Source organism: Streptomyces sp. NPDC101234, assembly GCF_044767525.1.
GTDB lineage: Bacteria > Actinomycetota > Actinomycetes > Streptomycetales > Streptomycetaceae > Streptomyces > Streptomyces sasae.
In genome coordinates this window covers 77,834-101,573 of record NZ_JBIWOA010000026.1, presented here as the reverse complement: position 1 = coordinate 101,573, position 23,740 = coordinate 77,834, and the positions used below count along the sequence as shown (strand labels likewise).

General features: G+C 64.9%; 19 protein-coding genes. 8 read left to right on the top strand and 11 right to left on the bottom strand.

The window, feature by feature from the left end:
* Positions 1-164: 164 nt before the first annotated feature.
* From ACIRR9_RS37800 to ACIRR9_RS37775, 6 genes are all read right to left on the bottom strand, one after another.
* On the bottom strand, positions 165-821 hold the full coding sequence (locus ACIRR9_RS37800) for a hypothetical protein (protein WP_403761631.1): 657 nt from the start codon (positions 819-821) through the stop codon (positions 165-167).
* On the bottom strand, positions 818-1,474 hold the full coding sequence (locus ACIRR9_RS37795) for a hypothetical protein (protein WP_403761628.1): 657 nt from the start codon (positions 1,472-1,474) through the stop codon (positions 818-820). Before ACIRR9_RS37795 ends, ACIRR9_RS37800 begins: the two co-directional genes overlap by 4 nt.
* Entirely contained in the window at positions 1,471-2,646 is a 1,176-nt protein-coding gene (locus ACIRR9_RS37790) for a hypothetical protein (protein WP_403761626.1), read from the bottom strand. Before ACIRR9_RS37790 ends, ACIRR9_RS37795 begins: the two co-directional genes overlap by 4 nt.
* A gap of 103 nt (positions 2,647-2,749) precedes the next feature.
* Positions 2,750-3,058: a hypothetical protein gene (locus tag ACIRR9_RS37785; protein ID WP_403761624.1), complete on the bottom strand. Its 309-nt coding sequence runs from the start codon at positions 3,056-3,058 to the stop codon at positions 2,750-2,752.
* Between the two features lie 21 nt (positions 3,059-3,079).
* Positions 3,080-4,129 (bottom strand): hypothetical protein, encoded by a 1,050-nt coding sequence (locus ACIRR9_RS37780; protein WP_403761622.1) that lies wholly within the window; start codon positions 4,127-4,129, stop codon positions 3,080-3,082.
* The gene (locus tag ACIRR9_RS37775; RefSeq protein WP_403761619.1) at positions 4,117-4,779 is read right to left on the bottom strand and encodes a hypothetical protein; all 663 of its coding nucleotides are present in this window, start codon (positions 4,777-4,779) and stop codon (positions 4,117-4,119) included. Before ACIRR9_RS37775 ends, ACIRR9_RS37780 begins: the two co-directional genes overlap by 13 nt.
* 674 nt (positions 4,780-5,453) lie before the next feature.
* On the opposite strand from ACIRR9_RS37775, the gene ACIRR9_RS37770 reads away from it, so the two are divergent.
* From ACIRR9_RS37770 to ACIRR9_RS37745, 6 genes are all read left to right on the top strand, one after another.
* Complete coding sequence (locus ACIRR9_RS37770; protein ID WP_403761616.1) at positions 5,454-7,490, top strand: AAA family ATPase; 2,037 nt, start codon at positions 5,454-5,456, stop codon at positions 7,488-7,490.
* The gene (locus ACIRR9_RS37765) at positions 7,487-7,771 is read left to right on the top strand and encodes an ATP-binding domain-containing protein (RefSeq protein WP_403761812.1); all 285 of its coding nucleotides are present in this window, start codon (positions 7,487-7,489) and stop codon (positions 7,769-7,771) included. Before ACIRR9_RS37770 ends, ACIRR9_RS37765 begins: the two co-directional genes overlap by 4 nt.
* A 224-nt stretch (positions 7,772-7,995) precedes the next feature.
* Positions 7,996-8,772 (top strand): class I SAM-dependent methyltransferase, encoded by a 777-nt coding sequence (locus ACIRR9_RS37760; RefSeq protein WP_403761614.1) that lies wholly within the window; start codon positions 7,996-7,998, stop codon positions 8,770-8,772.
* A gap of 5 nt (positions 8,773-8,777) precedes the next feature.
* Positions 8,778-11,423 (top strand): SUMF1/EgtB/PvdO family nonheme iron enzyme, encoded by a 2,646-nt coding sequence (locus ACIRR9_RS37755; protein ID WP_403761809.1) that lies wholly within the window; start codon positions 8,778-8,780, stop codon positions 11,421-11,423.
* On the top strand, positions 11,420-11,686 hold the full coding sequence (locus ACIRR9_RS37750) for a hypothetical protein (RefSeq protein ID WP_403761611.1): 267 nt from the start codon (positions 11,420-11,422) through the stop codon (positions 11,684-11,686). Before ACIRR9_RS37755 ends, ACIRR9_RS37750 begins: the two co-directional genes overlap by 4 nt.
* A gap of 17 nt (positions 11,687-11,703) precedes the next feature.
* A complete protein-coding gene (locus tag ACIRR9_RS37745; RefSeq protein WP_403761609.1) occupies positions 11,704-12,966 on the top strand; it encodes a hypothetical protein in 1,263 nt (420 codons plus the stop codon).
* Positions 12,967-13,772: 806 nt separating this feature from the next.
* Here the strand turns inward: ACIRR9_RS37745 and ACIRR9_RS37740 are convergent.
* The 5 genes from ACIRR9_RS37740 to ACIRR9_RS37720 all read right to left on the bottom strand — a co-directional run bounded on the left by ACIRR9_RS37740 (position 13,773) and on the right by ACIRR9_RS37720 (position 21,637).
* Complete coding sequence (locus ACIRR9_RS37740; protein WP_403761607.1) at positions 13,773-16,823, bottom strand: type I restriction endonuclease subunit R; 3,051 nt, start codon at positions 16,821-16,823, stop codon at positions 13,773-13,775.
* Entirely contained in the window at positions 16,820-18,007 is a 1,188-nt protein-coding gene (locus ACIRR9_RS37735; RefSeq protein ID WP_403761604.1) for a restriction endonuclease subunit S, read from the bottom strand. Before ACIRR9_RS37735 ends, ACIRR9_RS37740 begins: the two co-directional genes overlap by 4 nt.
* Positions 18,004-19,581, bottom strand: coding sequence for a type I restriction-modification system subunit M (locus tag ACIRR9_RS37730; RefSeq protein ID WP_403761602.1), 1,578 nt, complete (start codon positions 19,579-19,581; stop codon positions 18,004-18,006). Before ACIRR9_RS37730 ends, ACIRR9_RS37735 begins: the two co-directional genes overlap by 4 nt.
* A gap of 225 nt (positions 19,582-19,806) precedes the next feature.
* On the bottom strand, positions 19,807-21,150 hold the full coding sequence (locus ACIRR9_RS37725) for a hypothetical protein (protein ID WP_403761599.1): 1,344 nt from the start codon (positions 21,148-21,150) through the stop codon (positions 19,807-19,809).
* A gap of 25 nt (positions 21,151-21,175) precedes the next feature.
* Positions 21,176-21,637 carry a hypothetical protein gene (locus ACIRR9_RS37720; protein WP_403761806.1) on the bottom strand — a complete coding sequence of 154 codons (462 nt, stop codon included), beginning with the start codon at positions 21,635-21,637 and terminating at the stop codon, positions 21,176-21,178.
* Between the two features lie 343 nt (positions 21,638-21,980).
* On the opposite strand from ACIRR9_RS37720, the gene ACIRR9_RS37715 reads away from it, so the two are divergent.
* Together ACIRR9_RS37715 and ACIRR9_RS37710 are read left to right on the top strand one after the other, a co-directional pair.
* Positions 21,981-22,928, top strand: coding sequence for an ATP-binding protein (locus ACIRR9_RS37715; RefSeq protein WP_403761597.1), 948 nt, complete (start codon positions 21,981-21,983; stop codon positions 22,926-22,928).
* Between the two features lie 244 nt (positions 22,929-23,172).
* A complete protein-coding gene (locus tag ACIRR9_RS37710) occupies positions 23,173-23,679 on the top strand; it encodes an ATP-binding protein (protein ID WP_403761594.1) in 507 nt (168 codons plus the stop codon).
* Positions 23,680-23,740 lie beyond the last annotated feature (61 nt).

Sequence of the window (23,740 nt, the reverse complement as noted above, 5' to 3'; positions counted from 1 at the left end):
CCAGTAGGGCAGGACCGAAGTCGTCCGCCAGGAGGAACAGACTCACGATCAAGGCGAGGACGTAGCAGCCGATGCCGACGGCCAGGTAGACGCGGTCGCGGGCCTGGTGCCTGATGGGGATCTCTGAACATATCCCCATCAGCGCCGACGTCATTCTTTTCGTGTCAGAGCTCAATTCCATCGCCGTTGTTGCTTTCGGCTTCCTCCCGAAAGTGGAGACTTCGCAGCACCGTGGCCATGATCGGGGCGTAGCACCTCTCCCAGTGGGCGATCTGGGGTGTGGAGAATGCCACCAGACACATGCGCTGGCCGCCTCCCCCCGCCTTGGGCGGGATGGGGATGATCGCGTGGAACTGGGCGGTGAGGACCTTGAGTTCTTCACCGCTCGGGGAGAACACCGCAGGAAGAACATAGATCTGGCTGCCGGTGAAGACAGCAGCCTGGCCGCACGGAGCGTCGATCACCGATGCGGCCCAGCCTTCTCTTTGCGAGTCGAGGATTCCTCGCAGGGTCCCTCTGACTGCGGTGGCGGGATCGTCGCCGTAGGGGAAGTCCACAACAGCGACGGCGAGCGAGCCGATGGAAGTCTCGCCCTCGACGGACTGCAGGGAGGTGGCTGTGTACACGACGCCGACCTCTGCGAGCAACCGCGAGATCTGCTGGAGCGTGCGGGCTATCTCCGCCCGTGGCTGTTGCTCGGCCTCGGGCGCCAGTGAGGCGGAGGTGCTTCGGGCGTTCACGGTGGCCCAGGCCGTGTCGAAGTCCATGCCCAGAGGCATCTCTTCGAACTCGGCGGGAACCGAGAAGTCGACCCGTATCACTGGCTGCTCCCGCTACCGGGATGCGGACCGGTGGGCCCGGGAGGCGGCGGGGGCGGCGGGGGGCCCACCTGGCCGGACCGTTGTTGGTCGTAGAGATCCACGAGCCGCCGGTTCTTCTCGTACCACTGCTTCATCCACCGAGGGGTAAGGGCCGCGGCCACGGCAACGGCGATGCCGAGCACTGCCGCCATCACGGCGAGGGGTGTGTTCGGGCTGTCGCGCAGGACCCACGCGAGGATGAAGCAGCCGAGGCTGAGCATGGCGATGAAGACGACGAATCCCCTGATGCCGTTGGCCTCGTAGGCGGCGAGACCTCGTCGCTTCGACGCCATGTCGACGGCTGTGACGGAGCCGACCGCTCCTGGTGCTGCACCAGGGACGGTCCACGTCGCCAGGAGCGGACCTCCCGCGCGCAACCGGTCGTGCGTCTGCCAGGCGCGTTGACGAGCCGTTGGGGAGTCATTGCGCACAAAGATCATGCGCATCGTGCTCCTGCTCACCGCCTCGGCTTGCTTGAGGTCGTAGCCGAACTCGAAGCCGATCGCCGTGATCATGTCGGACTGGCCGGCCTCCAGGCCGCTCAGACTGAACTCGGCAGTGCCGCGCCCATCGAAGTGGGCCAGGATCTCTGCATCTTTCATCGTGTGGCTCACTTTCCCTGCCGGGCTGCCTTGTCCTTCTCGGTTCCAGCTTCCCAGGCGTTCTCGAACGCCACGAGCAAGGGGGCTCCGGGGATGACCGGGGTTGCCGCGACCTCAGCGACCTGTCGCTCGTTGTTCGGCTCCCAGTATCCGAGTGCGGTCGGATCGCCCAGGAAGGCCGCAACCGTATCGACCAGGCCGAAATTGGAAGCATGGACTGCCAAGCGACTGTCGGCGGCCAGCTTGGATATGCCTTTGAAGCCGCCGCCGAAGGGCAGTACACCGAGAGCGTCTTCGGCCAGCGTACGGCTGGAGACCACTGAGTCTCCGCCGACGGCTCGGGCGGCGCCGTGCAGTGCCAGTGCGCCGAGGGAGAAGCCACCCGACGCGACGCCGATGCCCTCTGCAGCCGCGAGAAAAATAGGTGCAAACGGCCCGGACACCGGAGAGACGAGGGCGACAATGAGCGAGGCTGCGCCCAGTGCGGCGCTGATGGTCCCGAGCACGTCACCAAGGGCGGCGATGGCGTTCGCATGCTCAGTGAGCCACTTGACCGCGTCCGCCACAGCCGCACTGATCTCTTTGGCGACGACGTCGTCGAGCGCGTCGAGTACCTTCCCGAGGTCCTTGAAGGCGTCGCCCAGTTCGTGCATCAGACCGGGCTCGTTCGGCGCAATGTCCATTGCCTTGTCCAGGCGCCGGGCGACCGATTGGCCTTCCAGGTCGTAGTCGCTGGCCAGTTTGCGGGCCTGAGCGCGGTACAGGTCGAGATCGGACTGCGCGGTAGCGGCCGCCAGCTCCGCCGAGGACCTGTCCTTCTCGGTCTTCTCCCGCTTGTTCGCCTCAGCGTCGTCCTTCGATGGCAGATCGATCAGTGGTTTGGGCGGCAGAGCGGCCAGCTTCCGCTTCGCCGCGTGCAACGCGTCCTGGGCGTCCTGCGCGTGCTGCTCCAGGACCTCGGCCTTGCGCTGCCACTCCGGCATTGCGTCGGCCCAGTCACGCAGAGCCGTCGCGGCCTTGCTGAAGGAGCGTTTCGCCTTGTCGACCTTGGGCCGGAAGTTCTCGTGAAACTGCTGGCGGAACGCGTCCGCGTGCTTACCCGTCCAGTCGCCCTCTCCCGTGCCGTGCAGGACGTCGGATATCTCGTGCAGCGCAAGTGCAGTGCGCTGCACGACATCCGCCACGTGCTTCGCCGCGTGGGGGTCGCCGGGGCACGGGACGAACCCAAGAGCCGGGAACCGACCCCTCAGGGGTGAGGTCTGCGTGGGCGAAGTCCAGGGGAAGACATCACTCACACGCCTCCCCCTCCTGTGACTTCCGTAGCGCCTCAGCCAACTTGATGTCGAGCTCCTCGAACTCCTTCTTCATCGTGTCGAGGGCTTTGACCGCCGCACCGGAATACTTCTTGATCTGCTTGATCCCGTACGACCACTCGTCCCCGAAGTCGTTCATACGCGAGGCGAGCAGGCTCACACCCATGGAGTCGCCGTCGACCTCGTCCATCTCCCGGCCCGGCCGCTCCATGATCTCGCCGATGCGATTGATGTCGCTGCGGACACGGTTGAGCACACCGATGTCGATGCGGATGTCACTCATCGTTCCCCTGGTTGGATTGGCTCAGCGGTTGACGGACTGGATCTCCTGGACGGCGACATCTTGGTCAGCGCCGAACGTGCCGTCCGGCAGGGCCCGTTCACGATTCACGCCGGTGCCGGTCCAGTGGATCTTCCACGTGACCGTGGCCTTGAGCTGGTACGAGCCGTCGCCGGAGGAGCGCAGGTACTTCACCCCGCAAGGCGGAGTCTCGTCGGCCTTGCCGTTGGCGTAGGGCTCTCCGATGGATTTGTCCGCGTTGATCTGACAAGTGCCGGAGGCGGGGTAGGTGACCGCGTCGTCCGTGCCCGGGTCGATCTTCAGCGAGACCGGTTCGGCGGTGGTCGTCGCCTCGATACCAAGGAGAGGCACCCGCGCGGTGACCGAAACTGGCTTGAACTTCGCGGCGTCCAGCCACGCCCAGGTCGGCAGGTTCACCTTCGTGGTGCCCTGTGGAGCGAGCTGGACCTTGGTTGAGGGGACACGGATCTCGGCGTAGGCGAGCTGCGCGAGCACCTCCGGCGTGACCGCCTGAGGGATGTCCGCCGGCGGGGCCTCACCCTGGTCCACCCAGAAGATGGGCTTGGTGCAGTCGAGCGCGCCCGGGTCGCCCTCACGTCCCTTGGTGACGTACGAGTCCCACCAGTAGCCCTTGCTGGTCTTGTCCTTGTTGAAGTCCTTGTACGTGCCGTCGGTCTTGCCGCCGTTCTCGTACTTGTTGCGCTGCTCCAGGTCCCACTGAGCCCCCGTCGACTCGGCTTCCCAGATCGGCTCCAGGTAGGCCTTCAGCTCGGCCGGGGTGTACTTGGGTGCGTAGTAGCACGCAGGCGGGGTCCACGTGCTCGTGGACGTTACCGCCCCCGCGGACTGCCCGGAACCGTTCTTCGAACGGTCGAACACGACAGCACCGGCCGTTGCCGACAGTGTGTCGCCCTTGCGGTCCCCTGACGCAGTCGTGTCGCCTTCCCGACTGCCGTCAGGGGTGGCACTCGCCCAGGCACCCGGCGCACCCAGAGCCACCAACGCCATGGTCAGGGCGAGACCCCCCAGTACTCGCCGGCTCACTTCAGGCACTGCTTCGCTCCCGCGGTCGACACGATGCCCGTGGTCTGCCACACCCCGTCACCGTTCTTTTCCAGTCGGGTGTTGTAGAGGATGAAGTCCTGGTCGGACGGCGTGGTGACCTTGGGCTTGCCCGTCTTGAGGTCCTTGGCGTAGCCCTTGCTCTCGTCGGCGCAGAACATGACCGACGCGGTCTTGCTGCCGCTCAGCGTCACGGTCCGGTCGTAGTAGCGGAACGTGCCGGTGATACCGAGATTCGCCTTCTTGAACTTCCCCACCCACGTCACGGCCGCTTCCAGAGCTTTCCCGCTGTCGTAGAAGTCGATCCCCTGCTGTTTCGGGTCCGTATCCGCGATCGCCGCGTTGACCGCGCGCATTCGTTCGGCGCTGTCGGCCAGCACGGCATCCTTGACGGAGTCGCCCGTCTTCTCGCCCTCGAACGTCATGGTGAGGTCCGACGGCAGTTTGATGGCGGGACGGTCGGACGGCGTCGAGGCGGAGGTACTCGACGGCGCTGAAGCAGACGACTGGTCACCCGTGTCAGCACCAGCGATCTTGTCGTTGCTCTTGGAGTCGCCGTCACCGCTCCCGCAGGCGGACAGCGACAGGGCCGCGACAGCGGTCAGCGCGGCGGCTGCGAGCAGGGTGGGACGGCGGTTCACGGATGGCTCCCGGTGGGGCGAGGGTTCTCACGAGTACGTCAACGCTATCGGCGGGATCCGGGTGACACCAGGTGTGATCACGTCAACTATGAGGGATCAACTGGGCATATCCCGACAGAAATCCTCGCCGATCATCCAGTCGTATTGTCACCATTTCATAACGCAATGCGATACGTGAACATGGCCGTGCCAGCCGAACGCCAGCCCCTGGAGCCCCAGTTGGAGAGCATCCTGTACCCAAACCACAGCAGGTGCGTCTTCGGAACCCGGTGCGAGGGTTACGCCAAGATCGCCGCCGAGGGGTACGCCGTCGGCGGTTCCATCCAGCGATCGCCGACGAACTGGGATGCAGCCGCAGCTCCGTGAACGGACTGCTGCATCGTGACACCAACATTGAGGTTCGTCCGCGCAGCGTACCTAAACGGACGGCATCCGACTCCTGATGCCGTCACCACCAGTCGCCACGTAGACCACCTACCCCGCGGGTGTCCGGCCTGCGCGCCACTCCGCCGAACCGGCCGTACGCGCGTTGGCCTCTGGGGATGTCGCTCGTGCGGGTGAGGAGAATCCTTCAAGTGCGCGACAGACGGCTGTCCGGGGACGCATGCTGACGTTGCTGCAGCCCAGCAGCATTACGTCATCTGCAGCCGTACGTACCTCTGGAGATGGTGCGCGTGCCCCACCAAGTGCCCCCGGACGCCCTCGAAGTGATCGAGGGCGTGGTCGATCACCTGGTGCACATCGGCTACGACGAGCGCACGGTGCTGCGGCTGACCGCCGCGACGGGCGACGAGGAGAGCCTCACCGCGGTCGGCAAGGCGCTCTTCGGGGTGCGGCCCGGGGAGAGTCTGCGGCTCTACGGCGCATGGGGCCATCATCCACGCCACGGGCAGCAGTTCAGGGCTGAGCGGTGTGAGCGGACGATACCGGCCGACGATCGGGCGATCCGCCTCTACCTCGCCTCGGGCATGATTCGTGGGATCGGGCCCGTTCTCGCCTCCGCGATCGTGGATACCTTCGGTGAACAGACTCTGAAGGTCATCGACGCCGAACCTCAGCGGCTCCTTGAGGTACATGGGATCGGTCAGGTCCGGTTGAGCCGGATCTCCGCGGCCTGGCAGGAACAGAAGGCCATTGCGGAGATCATGGTGTTCCTGCAGGGGCTCCAGATCAGTCCGGCGCTCGCCGTGAAGATCTACACCGCGTACGCCGACACCGACGACGACCCGATGTACATCGTCCGCCGCACCCCCTACCGGTTGTGCCGGGACGTGCACGGTGTCGGCTTCCACAACGCCGACAAGATCGCCCTCGCCGTCGGCATCCCCAAACACAGCGACGCCCGGCTCCAAGCCGCCCTACTCCACGAACTCGACCAGGCCGGGGTAAACGGCCACTGCCATCTGCCGGTGCGCGTGCTGATCGCCCGCACCCGTCAGCTGCTGACCGACGACGACCCGGTGACCCCGGAGATCCTCGACGATGCGGTACTGCGCCACGCCCTGGAGGCGCTGCGCGCCCAGGGGGAGGCGGTCACCGAGACGCTGCCGCTGCCCGTGCTGGACGGCACCGGCACGCTGGCCGACACCGAGATCGCCATGCTGCCGCACCGGCACCGGCACGAGACACAACTCGCCTTCCACGTACGGCGCCTGCTCGCCTCCGCACCGGCACTGGCCGGCCTCGCCCCATGGGCGGAGCAGCTGGCCGCGCTGACCGGCCAGGAGACCGCCGGCCTGACAGACGAGCAGCACCAGGCGATCCACACCGCCCTGAACAGCCACGTATCCGTCCTGACGGGCGGGCCGGGCTGCGGCAAGACGCACACGCTGCGCACCCTGGTCGACCTCGCCGACGAAGCCGGTGCGGTCGTCGCGCTGGCCGCCCCGACCGGGAAGGCCGCCAAACGCCTGGAAGAGACCTGCGGCCAGTCCGCGATGACCGTGCACCGGCTCATCCGGCCGCCCGACGGCGACTCTCTCTTCGACCATGCCGGCGTGCTGGAGACCGCGGATCTCGTGGTCATCGACGAGGCGTCGATGCTCGACCTTGCCCTGGCCCGCAGGCTCTTCGCCGCCGTCCGTGAAGGCTGCCACCTGCTGCTCGTCGGCGACACCGATCAACTGCCCAGTGTCGGACCCGGCCGAGTCCTGCGTGACCTCCTCGACGTCGAGGACATTCCGCGCACCCGGCTGACCAAAGTCTTCCGCCAGCACGACGACAGCGCCGCGATCGTCATCAACGCTCACTGCATCCTGCGCGGCGAACTCCCCAGAGACGACCCCAAGGCTTTCTGGAACCGCCCCCTGCCCAGCGCCGAGGACATCGCCCAGCGCGTGGTGGACCTTGTCTGCGAGCTCATGCCCAAGCACCTCGGGGCCCGTCCAGAGGACATCCAGGTGCTATGCCCGGGCAAGAAGAACATCGCCGGCATGACCGACCTCAACCTGCGCCTGCAGGAATGCCTCAACCCACCGGCCGACGACAAGCCCCAGCACTATCACGGCGGGACCGCCTTCCGGCTCGGCGACCGCGTTCAGCAGGTCCGCAACAACCCCCACCGAGGCGAAACCGGGGTCTTCAACGGCAGCAGCGGAACCGTCACCACCGTCGATGTCGAAGCCCACCAGCTCACTGTCAGCTTCCCGACGGCGAGGCGGCCACCTACCCCTTCACCGACCTCGACGAACTTGTCCACGCCTACGCGCTGACCGTCCACCGCTCCCAGGGCAGCGAATACCCCTACGTCATCATTCCCATGGTCAGCGCCGCCGGGATGATGCTGCTCCAACGCAACCTGCTCTACACCGCCGTCACCCGCGCCCGCCGCGGCGTCATGCTCATCGGCCAGAGCGAGGCCGTCGAACGGGCTGTCGCCAACAACCGCACCCAGCGCCGCAACACCGCCCTCACGTATCGCATCGCCCACCCCGAGGCCGCCGCACCGGCTCCCCGCGTCCAGACACCGAGCCGCCAACTGGCCTGGGGCTGAAGTTGCCACGTGGGACTGGACCCGCGTCAATGGCCCACTTTGCAAGCCCCATAGGTTTCCACAAGGGGTGTGGCTCCTCGTCTCACGTTCACGTGTTCCCGTGCGCCCGAGGCAAGTCGGTCAACCTCTAGCAACAGCCGAATTACTGACTGTTGCCGCGCAAGTACCCGCGATAACCTGCTTGTGCAGTACAACCGGCGACACACGAGGGCACGAGGGGGATCGTGGAGCGGCGCTACGTGCGAGGGCACTACGAGGAGTTGGCGGCCGAGTACGACGAGCACTGGATCTACGGCCCTGACTACGTTCCCTGGATGTCCGGCCGGATTGCCGATGCCCTGCGGCTTGGTCCCACTGACCGGATCGCCGACATCGGCTCCGGAACGGGCCTGTTCGCCAGGGAAGTGGCCAAGCAGCTCCAGCCGCGCCATCCCGTTCTGTGCGTCGATCCTTCCGAGGCGATGCTCCGCCAGCTCGGCACGCCACCTCCGGCAGACCTGACGCCGATCGTCGCCTCCGCCGAGGACATCGCCGAAGGACGTACTCGGCTGCCGTACGAACAGCTCGACGCGATGTGGCTCAAAGAGTCGGTGCACCACGTGGCCGATCCAGCGCGCACGCTTCGCGGCCTGGCCGATCGTCTGGCGCCCGGAGGACGGCTGCTGGTGGTGATGCTTCCGGCCACCATTCAGTACCCGCTGTTCGAGGCGGCCCTCGCGCGCTTCGAGGAACTGCAGCCGGATCCGGTCGTCATCGAGGAACACCTGCGAGCTGCCGGCCTGGGAGCCGATCTCAGCCATGTCGAGCACGAGCTACGCATTGAGCGGGAAAAGTATCTCGGCATGGTGCGCGCCCGCTACATGTCCCTGCTCTCCACCTTCAGCGACAGCGAGATCGAGAAGGGCATCGAAGAAATGCGAGCCGCTCATCCGGAGCCCGTGCTGGTGTTTCCTGACCGGTTCGCGTTCGTCCTCGGCCGCCGCGGCGGGAGGCCTGCGTGAGCACCATGGTCGACGAACGGCTGCGGCGCCTGCGGAGTGAACTCGACGACCACTCACGGATCGCCGATCGACTGGGGCTCGATCTGGAACGGCCGTTACGGTCCCTCAACGATGGCTATCCTGAGAATGCGGTCGCCCTGGTCGGGAAACTGACCGAGAAGCTGCTCAAGGAGCTGTGGCGCCACCATGGCGTCGAGGGCGACCCCGCCACGAAGGCCCTGAACGACCTGGTGAAGCGCTGCCGCCCGTACATCCGCAGCAGCACGGTTGTGGACGCGCTCGAAGACATCCGTCGGCTCCGCAACCGATCCACGCACGATGGATACCACATCAGCGACGAGGACGGGCTGCTGGCGGTCCGCAGGCTCGTGGACGTCCTGGTCTGGTTCACCAATACCGGAAGCGCGGCCCTTCTCGGCGGCGAGCCCGACATGGCGCCCGAGGTGGCCGGCCGCTGCGAGTTCCTCGCTGGGCTGTACGTCACCCTCGGCTACCGGCAGGCGAAGCGGTTCGTCCTTAGCCCGGACACGGTCTACCAGCTGTTCTGCCGCGAGGCGGGGATGCGGCTGGAGTACGTGGAATTGATGCTTTCCCGGGACGCTGACGACCTGAGTACCGTCCTGGCCTCCAGTGGTGGCGAGCTGTTGCGCACCCGGCTGCCAAAGGTCACCCGGTTCGTCGTCGTCGACGACGACGGCGGTGCGACACCCGGCGCCCTCCATTCCATGCTAGGGCTGGACTTTCGTATCGTGCGTTACGACGGTTTCGTCGATACCATCGTCAATCTCGACATCCATCTTGCCGATCTCGCCTCCGTGGCCACCCCGGTGGAGCAAAGAACCGCGATCGCCGCGGCGGCATTGACCGTCGATCCCCGCACTGGCGAGTCGACGATGGAGCAGTCCGATGACGCGGCACAGCTCCTGACACGTCTGTCGCGCGGCAGCGCGAACGTCCTGGTCACCGGTCGCCCGGGGAGCGGCAAGAGCACGCTCCTGCGCTCACTGGCCGTCAACTCCGAGATCCGCCGCTTCCGCTTCTACTTCGACCTCGGTCTCAAACCGAAGGACGAACCGTTCTCGGAGTACGCGGCCCGCCTCCTCGCACCGGCCATGACGTCAGATCGCTCGCGCGCTTACGACCTCTTCCTCTTTCTCATCCGCTCGGGGACCGCGCTGTGCGTGCTCGACGCGGTCGACGAGGGTGTGGATGAACCAAGCGCGGCCGGTTTCCTGCGGCTCTTCGCCGATCTCGCGGCCGTCCTGTCCGCCGAATCAGCGGTGGTCATGAGCTCACGGGTGTCATTCCTCGCGGACTCGCCCCAGGTACGCCAGCTGCTGGACAGCGGCGCGGGCCGCTCCGAGCAACTGGTCGAGCAGATGTATGCGAACGGCCTGGACCCGTCCCGCGTACCGCACTTCCACGTCGTACGCCTGGCCGAGCCCGAGGCAACCCCTCTGGAGAAACACCTCACCGCATCCCTGGACCTCCCTTCGGGCCGCCCGCTCGCGGACATCCTCGGCGCACACATCACACGGACGTTGACCGAACGAGGGCAGCCCGACCTGGAGCGGCGGCTGCCAGCCGCGTTCGGACGTGCCTTCCTCACCGACCGCACCGTGTTCTCCCTCCTTGACCTTCACCGGCAGCTGGGAGCCGACGCCTTCAAGGACGGGCGCCTCGACCTCGACGCGTCTGTCCTTGCTCCGCTGCTGCGGCCCGCAGGGCCCGACCATGTCGCCTTCGTACACACGGCGTACCAGGAACTACTGGCTGCCAGATTTCTCGCCGACCCGGCGAACCGGGACTCGGCAGCGGATCTTCCGGGCGGCGCCTTCCTCACCGAGCAGGTTCGCGCGTTCCTCGCCGGTATGCCCGGCCTCGCTGAAGCGGATGACTGCGTGCTGCCCGCCGGGGCGTACGTGGTCGGTCCCGCCGAACGGCTGCTGATCCGCCGCGTCGAGCACCCCGTATACTTCGACCGCCACGCCGTGACCGTCGCACGCTACCGTCGCTTCCTCGACGCCCTCGACGAGGACGGTACCTCGCAGTGGGACCACCCCGACCAGCCGGCCGACGTCACACACCGCCCGTGGACCGACCGACTGCGGCGGCCGGACTACTACGAGAACCCGCGCTACGACGCCCACCCGGCCATCTGCGTCAGCTGGTGGAGCGCGTACGCCTTCGCCGTGTTCGAGGGCAAGCGGCTGCCGACCTCCCTTGAGTGGGAAGCGGCTGCGCGAGGTGCGGACGGACGCATTTTCCCCTCTGGCGACACGCCCGACAGCAGCCGTATCAACTGCGCCGACACCTGGGTCGGCCGGCCCGTCGTGACGTACCAGGCGTGGTACCGGGACTTCGCAGGCGACGCCGTCCGACGGGCTGGGGCGATACCCGTCGACGAACGACCGGGCAACCGCTCCCCGTTCGGCATCCTCGACATGGTGGGCAACTGCTGGGAATGGACATCCACCAGCCTGGACGACCCCGGCGAGGCCGTCATCTGCGGCGGCAGCTACGACAACCCGATGCGTGCTGTGCAGACCAGCAGCAAGGGCATCTACCGCAAGCGCGGCGGTAGCAACGCGGTCGGTTTCCGCTGCGTGCAAGACCTCGACACGTCACGGACGAGGGAGGAGACGGCATGAGCAGCGGCGGCCCCCGTCAGGGAACCATCGTGGATAGACGCCCGAGCGGCGGCGGACTGAGCGGAGCGCTTGGCTCCTACGTCGTTCGGGACGACGAGGATGAGCGTTACTACAGCTTCGACTACCGGCAGATCGTCACCGAGGGATTCCGAACCATCCGCACGGGCGAGCGGGTCCGCTTCCACATCAGTGCCGAAAGCCCCGACCGAGCAGAGTTCGTCATCCGCCTCGACCAACCCGACCCGGCCGAGTACTACCGGTGACTCCCCAGGGAGTTCCGTTGCTCCAGAACGCCGTGGGGGCACGCCAAGAGCTGACCGTGGTACTGCCGGTGCGGCTGCTACGCGTACCCGACTGGCCCGAAGGCCCGTTCCCCTTCGAACTGGGCAATCGCCGTACCGACGCCCAGACCCGGTCCACCTACTTCGCCCCCGCCTCCGCCCGCGCACTGTACGGAGCGCCCGGACGGCCGCGCCGCTGGCACCTGCCGCTCGACGTCAAGAACGACGGGCTGCACCTCCTGGGCATGGAACTTCTCCGCGCGGCCACCGCGCGCAACCCCGAACACGCCCTCGTGGTCCTGCACTTCAGCGTAGAGAGACCACTGCTACCTGTCCTGCGGGCCATGGCCGGGCGGAGGTCGAACTCCGCCGACGAACCACTCACCGGGCCCTTCGACCCGGCCGTACTGCTCGCCGGGATTGCCGACGTCCGCGACCCCGACACGCCGTTCGCCATAGCCCGGCCGTACACCATCGCCTTCATGACTCCCACGGCGCAGCACGCCCTCGCCCTCCGAGCCGGCCCCGAAGGAGCGCTGCCGACCACCGCGGACCGCTGGCTGTGGCAGCTGGCGTCACGCTCCACACCGGAGGACTTCCCCCTGCCCCCGGAGACCGCCCGCGAACAGCTCAAGGACACCGTAAGAATCTCGGCGGACTGGAGTGCCCTGGTACTGCGCCAAGGCGCCGCCTTCCTCGGCCACCGGCCGGACGCAGGTGAGGGCGACTTCTATGAATTCGGCGCCCTGCACTCGCGTACTGTCTATCTCGACGCCCTGCTCCTCGGTTCACTTCAGCGCGATCACATCGACGAGCTCACCGATGAACTCTCGGAAGTGTTCAACTCCTCCCGTCTCGCGCGACGTGTAGCCACGCTTGAGCGGAACATCGCCGTCTTCCGAAGCACCTACTGGCGACAGCACCTCACCGCACACGGCCCGGCCAACGATCTGCTCCTCGCCTTCCAGAACCAGCACCGGCTGCCTGCACGTTTCGACGAAATCTTGGCTGAAGCGGCCGACTACAGCCGGCTTGTACAGAACCAGGAGAGCCAGCAGATCAGCGGAGCCTTGGGCGTCCTCACCATTCTCGGCCTGCCACTCGGCACCGCCCTCAGCATCCTTCAAGTCCTCGACGACCACTCCACGGCACACCTGCTCATCTCGGTAGCACTGTCGGTGGCCGCCACCGCCGCAGCTCTCACCACACGGTATGGGCGCCTGGTCCTGGCATCACTGCGGGGCGCCGATGACAAGGCCTAGGAAGCTGTGACCATTGACACTCCCGAGGTTTTCGCTGGATGACGTGGGTACTGTGCCTGGGTGTAGTCCGGTGGCATGAGGTATTCCGACGGGGTGGCATGACCACGGTGGAGCGGGCCCGGCGGGTGTGGGTGCGGCTGCAGACTGCCGAGATGTTGGTGGCGGGCATGCGGGCGCTGCTGGTCGCGCGGGTGTTACAGGTGCCGCGGAAAACGAGTACGTCCAGCACGCCGCCTGGCGGCGTGCTGGACGTACGCCTGTGCTCCAAGGGCTCCTCGGGGGAGGCGTCCCGGGTGAAGCTGGCCTCGCGGAAGTGGCTTGCGCGTGCTCTGGAGCAGGGTCCGGCCGTGCACGGATGGGGCGAAGACCCAGCGCCGGACGCCGGCGAGTATTGCGATACTGGCAGCCCGGCCCGGTAGCTGACTGTGTTCCGTCTGCCGACCTACGCCCTGAACGTCTACCGGCCGAAGGCGTGTGGGTAAATCCGAAGAACGACCTGAGGTACCTGGCCGCCTGCACCCTCGCCGACCTCACCGGCACTCGGCTGAAGAAGATTCAGTCCCAGCCCGTACCTCCTCGACGGCTCCATCGCCGAGACCAGTCTCACCTGGACTCCGCCATGACGGCACCCCGAAGCGAAAACCTCAGTGACAGGCGTTGCTGCTGGCCCGTCAAGCCTAGTCACCGGTCAGACCAGCGTCAGCGGGGTGCCGTCATCGTCCAGGAGGTTCTTACCCTCGGCACGTCGACCAAAAGGTTCTTCGAAAGTCGAAGGCGTGGCCATCGGCGTCCGGAACAATGCAGGCTTAGGACAGGCTGGAGAACCGGTCGAAGAAGGCCTTGAGCTTCTGTAGCACGACGGCTTTCTTGGCACCGTGGTTGTTGTCGGGGGCGAACCGGGAAGCCGGGGGTAGGATCTTGGTAATTGCGGTGCCGCCGGTGGGGATCTCGCCGTTGCGGAAGGCATCCTCGACGAAGGCGCGGGCGGGCTCGGACTTCAGGTTCTCGTCGGTGATGATCTGCTCAAGCTCGTCGTGCTTCTTCTGGGCGATGTAGGCCTGCCAAGCGTAGTCGGTGTCGGTGTCGGCGGAGATGGAGTCGACGAACTCCATGACCAAGTCTTTCTTGTTACGCAGTGATGCGCTGGCGTCCAGGGCACGGGCGATGTTCTCGCGGACCTCGAGCTCCTTGTCGATGCCGTTGCCCTTCTGCCTCTGGTATTCGCGCACCAGCATCAGGATGTAATCAACGCCAACCTCAACCTGCTTGACCAGCTCGATCTCGAAGACGACGTCGTCACTTATGGACTCCTTGTCCCCGTCAGCGATTCGGCGGAAATCCTCGTACAGGTCCAGGTATATCGACTGGTAGTCCTGCATCTGCCGTGGCGTGAGGATCTCGTCGCCCGCGAACTCATCGAAGGCGACCAAAATATTGCGAAGGCTCAGGATCGCGCCGAATAGCGCGATGAATTCCTTCTGTGCCTGCTCGCCAACGACCTCCTGGCTCAGAGGGAAGCGGTCAAGCAGGTCGGCGATCTGCTGTTGGTATTTGGCGTAGTGCTCCCTGTAGGGGGCCATCTTGACGATGCCAGCCGCGTCTTTGTTCCCGAACAGCGCCAGGGCGTCGTCGACCTCGCTCTGCAGGTTGCGAAAGCAGACGACGTTGCCGTAGCTCTTGACTGAATTGAGAACACGGTTGGTGCGGGAGAATGCCTGTATCAGACCGTGTTGCTTGAGATTCTTGTCCACCCATAGGGTGTTGAGAGTGGTGGCGTCGAATCCCGTCAGGAACATATTGACCACGATGACCAGGTCGACCTCACGGTTCTTGAGCCGACCAGATAGATCCTTGTAGTAGTTTTCGAACTTCGCCGACGATGTGTCGTATGACGTGCCAAACATATCGTTGTATTTCTGGATTGCGTTCTCCAGAAAGTCGCGGGAGACATTGTCCAGGCCGTCGGGCGTGAAGTCCTCCTCGCCCAGCAGGCCGTCGGCCGCGTCCTCGTTGGGGGCAAAGGAGTAGATCAGCGCGACCTTGAGGCACTCGTACCGCTTGCCTGCGGCCTGGGCTGCCTGCTCACGTTCACGCTGAAGCATCTCGATGGCGTTGTAGTATCGCTTGGCCGCGTCGATGGATGCGGTGGCGAACATCGAGTTGAACCCGCGTACACGCTTGTCTTTGAGGACGTAACCCTCGCCACGGCGGGTCTTCTGGTCGAAGTGGTCCAGGATGTAGCTGGCCACCATGCGCACTCGGTTGGGGTGTAGCAGCGCGGACTCGGTGTCGATCGCAGTTACCTGCTTGTCCGTGGCCTGCGGGGCGATCTTGATCGTGTTGACGTAGTCGATGCGGAACGGCAGGACGTTTTTGTCGCCGATGGCGTCCACGATCGTGTACGTGTGCAGCTTGTCCCCAAAGGCCTGCGCAGTGGTGCGACGTTTCGGGTTGCCGCTGGTGCTGGCATTGTCGGCGAAAATTGGCGTTCCGGTGAACCCGAACAGATGGTAGCGCTTGAATGCCTTGGTGATTGCGGTGTGCATGTCGCCGAACTGGGAGCGGTGGCATTCGTCGAACACGATCACTACATGCTTGCCGTAAACCGGGTGCTGGTTGTTGCGTTCCACGAAGATCGAGAGCTTCTGGATCGTGGTGATGATGATCCGGGAGTCGGCGTCCTCCAGTTGCTTCTTGAGTACTGTGGTGGAGGCGTTGGAGTTGGCCGCGCCCTTCTCGAATCGCTCGTATTCGCGCATGGTCTGATAGTCGAGGTCCTTGCGGTCCACGACGAACAACACCTTGTCGATGCCGTCCATGCGGGTCGCCAACTGGGCGCTTTTGAAGCTGGTCAGGGTCTTGCCCGACCCGGTGGTGTGCCACACGTACCCGCCGGCGTCGATGGTGCCGGTTTGCTTGTAGTTCGTGGATGTCTCGATCCGCTGCAGGATCCGCTCAGTGGCTACGATCTGGTAAGGCCGCATGACCAACAGGTTGCGGTCGACGTCGAACACGCAGTACTGGGCCAGGACGTTGAGTAGAGTCCGCTTGGACAGAAGCGTTCGGGTGAACCCCGGCAGATCCGCGATCCGATTGTTGTTGGCATCGGCCCACCAGCTGGTGAACTCGAATGAATTCGAGGTCTGCTTACGACGTCGCCTGCCCGTGGTCTCGCCCACGTGTCGGTCGCGAGTCGTGTTCGCGTAGTACTTCGTCAGGGTGCCGTTGCTGATGACGAACAACTGCACGTACTCGAACAGGCCCGAGCTGGCCCAGAACGAGTCGCGCTGATACCGATTGATCTGGTTGAACGCCTCGCGGATGTCCACACCGCGCCGCTTGAGTTCGACGTGGACCATAGGCAAGCCGTTGACCAGGATCGTCACGTCGTATCGGCTTGCACGCTCGCCTTCGGACTCGTACTGGTTGATGACCTGCAGCCGGTTGTTGTGGATGTTGGTCTTGTCAATCAGCGCGATGTTCTCGAAGGACCCGTCCTGCCGGTTGAGGATTTGGACGTGGTCCTCTTGGATGCGCGCAGTCTTCTCCACTATGCCGTCGTTGGCACTGGCGATCTTCTCAGAGAAAAATGTCTTCCACTCGGCGTCGGTGAACGTGATGCCGTTCAATGCCTCCAGCTGAATGCGCAAGTTGGCCACGAGGTCGGCCTCGCTGGTGATGGGCAGGTACTCATACGCCTGCCCACGCAGCTGCTTGATGAATTCCTTCTCGAGCTCGGACTCGCTCTGGTACCGGTCCGACGTTGCAGGATCGGGCTCGTACTCCGCAACGACGGTCGATTCCTCGCTGAGCGCAATCGGGTCGATATGGCAAGTGATACCAGAGCGGGCAGTCATGCTGCGGTCTTCTCCTCGAAAGTCAGGAGGCGGTCACGGTAGTAGGTGTACTGCTGACGACGCGCGGTGATTTCGGCCGGGAGGCTTGCCGAATAGTCGTTCACCAAAGCATCGAGCGCGTCGAGAGTATCGACGATGCGCTTCTGCTCCAGGAGGTCAGGGACTGGGACTGGGTAACGCTCGAGCATAGGGCGTCGAACCGAGGTAACGGAAGAACGAACGGCGCTCCGCTCCATGTAGTCTCCGAAAGTGGATCGCATGTAATGAAAGTAGAACTTCGGCATTAGCGATGGGTCCGTAACATGAATTCGATAAGCCCGTTGATGGAGGGCGTACTTTCCTTCAATGTAATGGAATACCTTCCCGACGCCGACGCCGTCGCCCGAGGTAATGATCGCCGTCTCGTCGAAGTCGTACGCCTGCAGTCGTCGGACTTCCTGGGAGCGGACGAAGAAGGGGTATTCGCCGACGGAGAGGCCTTCGTTCGTGTTGTGGCTCCCCGTGCCGATCTCGGCGAGTTCACCCAAGGTCGCCCACTTGGTCCGCCCCTCCCCGGGGAGGGTTAGCAAGGCGTCGTAGTAGTACGCATACTGGCGCTTCCTGGCCTTCAGCTCAGCATTCAGCTCGGCCTTCAGGTCGGTCTCCAGCGTCTCCATCGTCGTGAGGATTTCAGCGATTTCATTCTGAACCTCCAACGGTGGGACGGGGACTTTGATCTTAGACAAATTAGCGCCAGAGATTCGGACCACCTTGGACTCGTTCGCGTACTTCACCTTCTGTTCCTGGAAGATGGAGGACTGGAAGAGGTAGGAGGCGAATTTTGGGTCGAAGGAGTGACGGAAGATGTAGCAGTCATCGTGAACTGCGACTTCTTCCTCGCCGAGCCATGCCACAGCCTTGCATACGTCTTGGATATTCTCACCAGTTGCTGCAATGACAAGGTCGTTCTTGCGAGCCAGCCGGAGGGAACCTCGGAGGTCAGGTTTGATGAATGCTACTGTCGAGTCTGCTGCGGTGCCATAGTCGGTGTAGATTTGCCCGTAGTGGATGCACCCCAGACCCGACTCGACGTAGTCGTTCTTGGTGAACCGGCGGCCACGAATGAACTCACCGACCTCGCCCAACAGCTTGTACTCAACTCCGTCAGGGCAGTGCTGCTTGAGCAGCCCGTCGATCCGGCTCACTTGGCGATTCCCTCGATGTCGGCGACGATGGCGTCGATCTGGGAGCGCAGAGTGGACTGGCGGGTCATGATTTGCGCGATCTCGGCGTTCAGCGTCGTGATGTCCACGGCCTCGCGTGTATCTTGCTCCTCGACGTATGAGGACACTGAGATGTTGTAGTCGTGCTGGTCATCGATCTCGGAATTGTCAACCAGTCGGGCGAAGTGATCAACGTTCTGACGGGTGATGTAGGCTTCGAGGATCTTGGTGCGGTTGGCCTCGGAAAGCTTGTTCTTGTTGCCCTGACGCACGAACTCGGCGGAAGCATCAATGAACAGTGTCTTGTTGTCGGTCTTGGCCTTCTTGAGCACGATGATGCAGGTGCTGATTGTGGTGCCGAAGAAGAGGTCGGGGGGCAGTTGGATGACCGCGTCGATGAAGTTGTTGTCGATGAGGTACTTGCGGATCTTCTTTTCGGCGCCGCCGCGGTAGAGCACACCGGGGAATTCGACGATCGCAGCGGTGCCGTTCTCGGCCAGCCATGACAGGATGTGCATGGTGAAGGCCAGGTCAGCCTTTGACTTGGGGGCCAGTACACCAGCCGGCTTGTACCGCTCGTCGTTGATCAGCAGCGGGTTGGAGTCGCCCTCCCATCTGGTGGAGTAAGGAGGGTTGGACACGATGGCCTCGAATGGCTCGTCGTCCATGTGCGCGGGGTCGGTGAGGGTGTCGCCGTGGGCGATGTCGAACTTCTCGTAGTTGATATCGTGCAGGAACATGTTGATCCGACACAGGTTGTACGTGGCTAGGTTAATCTCCTGGCCGTAGAATCCCTGGCGGACCCTGTCCCTGCCGAGCACTTTGGCAAATTTCAGCAGAAGCGACCCGGATCCGCAGGCGGGGTCGTAAACCTTGTTGACCTCACTCTTGCCGACCACGGTGATGCGTGCCATCAACTCGGAGACCTCCTGCGGTGTGAAGAATTCACCGCCGGACTTTCCTGCGTTGGAGGCGTACATCGTCATGAGGTACTCGTAGGCGTCGCCAAACGCGTCGATGGTGTTGTCGGCGAACGAGCCCAAGTTCAGGTCACCGATGGCGTTCAGGAGCTTGCGGAGTTTTTCGTTGCGTTTAGCGACGGTCGGGCCGAGCTTGGGACTGTTCACGTCCAGGTCGGCGAACAAGCCCTTGAAGTCGTCCTCGCTGGCGGTGCCCTGGGCCGAGGCTTCGATGTCTTTGAACACCTCATGCAGGGTCTTGTTGAGGTTCTCATCCCCAGCCCCACGCTTGCGTACGTTGGCGAACAGACCCGAGGGCAGGATGTAGAAGCCCTTCTCCTCGACCGTCTCGGTGCGGCCGGATTCGGCGACGGTGTCGTTTAGGTCGGCGTAGTCGAAGTCCGGATCTTCAGTGGCCTGGTACTCCTGCTCGTTGATGTAGGCCGTCAGGTTCTCGGAGATGTACCGGTAGAACAGCATCCCCAGGACATAGGCCTTGAAGTCCCAGCCGTCGACGCTGCCGCGCAGGTCGTTAGCAATCCGCCAGATGGTCCGGTGCAGCTCAGCCCGCTGAGCTTCCTTGTTGTCGCGCGTCACGTGCACATTCTTCCAGGTGGCACTGACACTTTGGTCAGTGCTCGGTATTGGTGGTCTCGTGGCGCCCTCTGGCAAGAGGGCATCCGGCCGATGCCGATGGTGCATATGTCAGCTTTTGTCCATTATGGGTGTGTGAGAAGGTGGCTAGTCCGCTGATGAGGTTGGCTCGCATCCTCGGGCCTGCAATCGGTCGTGATCAATACAGTCGCATTGTTTCGTCGCGTTCTACGCACCCAGAGCGTCGATCAGGTGGTCGTCAAGATCGGCGACGAAGCCCTCCGTACGCCACGGGCGCAGTTCCTGCCGTGCTCGGCGCAGTCGGATGGTGGCGACGCGGCCGCCCGTGCTGGACGCTCCGTCGATGCAGTCGTGGAGCAGTTCGGCGGCAGCGTGTGGGTCGCCGAGTCGGATACGGGTTAGTGCCTGGTCGGTGGTGACGATGGCGCGTTGTACGCGTTCGCGTTGTTTGGTGAGCGCTTGGGCGGAGCGGGCGAAGGCGTCGTGGGCGACGGCCGGGTCGCCGACGTACAGCTCGCACAGTCCGTCGAAACCGCGAAGGTGTGCGGGCGAGAAGCTGCTCGACGACGGGTCGCCGACCCGGTCGCCGTCCATGTCGTACCACGCCAGCGACAGCGCGGCCTGGGCGTGCTGTCTGGACCCGGCGCGTGCGGCGATCTCTGCTTGTAGGGCGTGGGCACGGCCCCGGACGGTGATGCTCGTTCCGGCTCGTGCGTCGCGTACGGCGGCGTCGACGAGGGCGCGTGCCGGCTCGATGCCGGGCGTCGAGTACAGGGTGACCAGGGCGTGGCTCATGTGGACGACAGCGCGCTGCCACGGGTCGCCGATCCGGCCGGCCGTGTCGGTGGCCGCCGAATACAGGGCACGTGATGCCGCGTCGTCCCGGGTCTCGAAGGCGAAGCGGCCGGCGAGGGTGTAGGCCTGCGCCGCGATCGAGCGCAACTCGGGCAACAGCGGTCCAGGCACGGCGTCCGTCAGCAGGCGGCGGCAGGATTCGACGACGGGCGCGAGGAGAGTTTGCAGGCGTACGAAGGGGATGCTGCCGACCTGCACGTTCACGTCGGCGACGGCCGCCCGCATGCCGGTGAGTAGTTCTCCGTCGATGCGGGTCGGATCTGCGAGCGCTTCGAGCAAGGCGTGTTGCGTCGTCGGGCCGAGCAGAGCGAGCAAGCCGCCGCTGGCGTCGGTGGCCTTGCGCAGGAGCAACGCGCGCAACTCGTGGAGCTGACGCTCGCCTTCCCCCAGGTGGGCGAGAGCACCGAGAAGTTCGGTGAAGTCAGAGCCTGGCCCGAGACTGTGCTGCCCGTTCCGGCCGCGCGCATAGACGTGGGCGAGCAGGAGTTGATACCGCTCGCCCGGCAGGATCGGCGCGGTCGCGCTCTCCCATCGGGCGACGGAGCGTTGCACGCTGGCAAGGCTGGAGCCGAACGGCTGCCCGAGCCGGGACGCCGTGTCAATGAGCGACCGTGCGGTGTCCGCGAGAGACCAGCCGCGGGACAGCCTGAGCCGCTTGAGCGTGGCGGCGCCGACGCGCCGGTGGTGCGCGGTCATACCCTCATGATGCCCGCTGCACGGACTACACGGGCACGATCAAGCGAGGTTTACCCTGCTCCGCCCCGTAGTTGAGGGTCTGCCAAGTGCCGGACGTGGCTTCGGGTCCGCTGAGCGGGAAGCCAATCACCATGTCGGAGTGGTCCACCATCCAGGAGTTGCGCGCGTGATAGGCCGGAGTCTTCAGTTCCGCAGCGCCCAGCTCTACGATCTCGGCGATCCGTTCGCAGCACCTCTGGATTGCCTCCTGCGCTTCGGGTGGCTGCTGCGCGAGCATGCCCGGCGCAACGATCGTGATCTTTGCCTTCGAGTTCGCCGCGAGCCACACCAGGGTCAGGCTGTCGATGCCCTTCGCGCCTCCGATGTGGAAATGAGCCTGATCGTCGCTGGCGAAGGGGCCCAGGAATTGCTTGAACAGGTTCGCGTACCAGGTGAGTTCGTGGTGGTGGGTTGACCGCGTGCCGGTAATCGTCACGGTCAGAGGCATGATCGACTCCGTGTCATAGGTTGTCAGATGCCGGGCTGCACAGGGCTGCGGTGAGATCAGCGCATGGATGCGACCCCCGTACCGGTCATTCTCGCGGAGCAACTCAAGGCACAGGGACTGTCTGTGATAGACGCGGATGATCAGGCACTGGGCGTTGTGAACCCGCTCAACCCGGTCTTCGTCCAGGCTGTTGCCGCCCATGACAGGCTCTATGCCACCAGCTGGGGGTACGAGTTGGGCGAGTCCGGTGACGAGGCAGGCACCGCGCATCGGCTCTCCTTCCTGCTCGGCCGCCGGTGCGTCGGGCATCCCCGCGGTATGGAGAAGCGAGGGGAGCCGGCCCGTGCAGCAGCCACGTGAGAGACAGTTCACCAGCCATCCGGCCTCCGCTGCACATGCGCGCAGCTTCGTCGCTGACGCCCTCGCGGAGTGGGGGCTTGATGGCCAGTCCGACGACATCCTCGTCTGCGTTTCCGAGCTCGCCACGAACGCGATCGAGCATGCCGCTCCTGCCGGGCAGGACTTCCTGGTGCGGGTAAGCCTGGGCAACGAGCGACTGCGTGTCGAAGTGCGTGACCAGGGTGACGGAATCCCGACCGTACGAGATGCCACTGCCGATGACTGCCACGGGCGCGGACTCATTCTCGTCGGCGCCCTCGCCGACGACTGGGGCGTGGCCTATGGGGCGGGGGTCAGCAAGACGGTGTGGGCGGAGTTCAAGCCCTGCGTCCCCGTCCCGGGGCATGATGCTCACACGCTCACACCAGCCCGCTCCGAACCCTCTGCCTCTGCCGTATCAGCTGGGTTGTTCGCATCACTCGGTGTCTGGACATGGATCGGCGCCGATGGCCGAGGCGATCCGCTCGGGATCGTGCTGCTGGCGCACCCGCCGGCGCGGCGCCGCGGTGAGACCAGTGAGCGGATCGAGTGGGAGATGCGTAGCCTCGCTGACGCCTTCGGCCTCGTGGAGGCTGGTCGGCCACTCACCGACATCGGACCGCGGGTCACGCTTCATCCTGGCGCCCGCATCCTGCTGCACCCCGACGGCTCACCGTTCGCTGTGCGAGTGCCCGCCCATCCCCGGCTGGCCCGACTACTGGCCGAGCGAGGCGAACTCGCCATCGCCGTAGGGCTCGATCCTCTCGCCGTGGGCGCAGCGCCTGCCGAAGTCGACTTGTACGTCCACTGCGGGTTGCCGTCGAACCGCCTTCACATCGGCTGCGCCCGAGCCGCGACGTCCCCTCGCGCTCGCGGGGTGATTCATACGTTCGGCGCGGCGAAAAGTCCTTGAAAGAGCTGGTCAGAGGGGGGTTCCGCTCTTCATCGAGTCCACGGTGTTGTGGTCGCGACCCAGTCGCGATCACCGGGGAGGTCCCTGCCGTGGTGCCGATTCTGTTCACTGCCGTCTTGTCGCTGCCGTTCGTGACAATGGCCGGTCCGTTCGCGCTGTGCGAAGCGCGCGATTGCGTACGTCCCGGAAGCGGTCGTCACCGCCGCGTCGTACGCGGACGCCACGCAGTCCGGGGAGGCCGTCGATGACCGCGCTCCGCGCGTTGGGCGCTGCGCCGTGCGTCGTGTGGCGCTGGACGAGTTGCACTCCCGACGCTCCGGCCCAGGCCCGTGCCGCTCTCCGCTGTGCACTCGACCAGCTCGGATTCGATGGCGAGGCGATCAGCGATGCTGTACTCGCCGTCTCCGAGTTCGTCACCAACGCCACCAAGCACGCGGTGGGGCCGTACGAGATGCGTCTGCGTCGCACCGCTGCGGAGGTCATCTGCGAGGTCGAGGATCACGATCCGCGTATCCCGAAGATCCCTGCTTTCCCGGCCGCGACACCGTACGCTCCGGCCGAGGACAAGCGTGGCGGCGGCCTGGAGGCGCTGTGCGCGCTGCTGTCCGAGGGCGGACGAGGCCTGTTCATCGTCCACGAACTCACCAAGGGAGCCTGGGGGTTCCGTAGCCGGAAGGGAACCAAGACGGCCTGGTTCGTGCTGCCGGGCGTTGTCGGTACGGCTGATCGTCTCGTACCTTCGGGCGACTGAGGTGTTGAGGGCGTTTGGGTAAGTGCTGGACCGCCTTCCCCCTCGTTCACGCGGTGTTTGT

Coding starts and splice junctions, on each gene's coding strand:
- ACIRR9_RS37750 (WP_403761611.1), top strand. CDS start 11,420: ATGAGCAGCGGCGGCCCCCGTCAGGGAACCATCGTGGATAGACGCCCG.
- ACIRR9_RS37710 (WP_403761594.1), top strand. CDS start 23,173: ATGACCGCGCTCCGCGCGTTGGGCGCTGCGCCGTGCGTCGTGTGGCGC.
- ACIRR9_RS37725 (WP_403761599.1), bottom strand. CDS start 21,150: ATGACCGCGCACCACCGGCGCGTCGGCGCCGCCACGCTCAAGCGGCTC.
- ACIRR9_RS37740 (WP_403761607.1), bottom strand. CDS start 16,823: ATGACTGCCCGCTCTGGTATCACTTGCCATATCGACCCGATTGCGCTC.
- ACIRR9_RS37720 (WP_403761806.1), bottom strand. CDS start 21,637: ATGCCTCTGACCGTGACGATTACCGGCACGCGGTCAACCCACCACCAC.
- ACIRR9_RS37785 (WP_403761624.1), bottom strand. CDS start 3,058: ATGAGTGACATCCGCATCGACATCGGTGTGCTCAACCGTGTCCGCAGC.
- ACIRR9_RS37755 (WP_403761809.1), top strand. CDS start 8,778: ATGGTCGACGAACGGCTGCGGCGCCTGCGGAGTGAACTCGACGACCAC.